General features: G+C 51.7%; 1 protein-coding gene. It reads right to left on the bottom strand.

Going from position 1 to position 659, the window contains the following annotated elements:
- Window positions 1-659, bottom strand: a 659-nt coding sequence (locus ACKJSM_RS28695) for an alpha/beta fold hydrolase (RefSeq protein ID WP_410239539.1), incomplete at both ends; no start/stop codon positions are given.

Raw genomic sequence — 659 nt, 5'->3', positions numbered from 1 at the left:
TTTTTGAGCGTACCATGCTTCAGTAACTTCACCGCCAGAGGTGCAGAGTCATCGTATGGCACGATCTGATCATCATCGCCATGCATTACCAAAGTGGGTATCTGGATCTGTTTTAGATCCTCTGTAAAGTCCGTCTCAGAGAACACCTTAATGCAGTCATATTGGAGTTTAGCACCACCCATCATGCCTTGGCGCCACCAATTTTGAATTGTGCCCTGCGCGATTTTGGCCCCAGGGCGTTTGTAGCCATAAAACGGCCCTGTAGGAATGTCCATGTAAAACTGTGCGCGGTTTTCGAGCAATGCCTTACGCAGCCCGTCGAATACCTCGATACCCAAACCTCCTGGGTTGTTGGCAGTCTTGAGCATGATAGGTGGAACGGCACTGATCAATACAGCCTTGGCGACTCTGCCTGGCTTGGAGCGGGCAACATACCGTGCAACCTCTCCGCCGCCAGTGGAGTGGCCTACGTGAATTGCTCCTTTCAGATTTAGGGCGTCAGTGAGCTCAATCACATCCGCTGCGTAGGTATCGATGTCATTGCCAGTCCAGGTTTGGGTCGAGCGGCCATGTCCTCTGCGATCATGGGCGATGACCCGGAAACCTTTCTCCAGAAAGAACATCATTTGATTGTCCCAATCATCTGAGCTCAGTGGCCA

The organism is Pseudomonas sp. PHC1 (assembly GCF_046487845.1).
GTDB lineage: Bacteria > Pseudomonadota > Gammaproteobacteria > Pseudomonadales > Pseudomonadaceae > Aquipseudomonas > Aquipseudomonas sputi.
The sequence above is the reverse complement of the archived record's forward strand: the minus strand, read 5'-3'. Positions and strand labels throughout refer to the sequence as shown.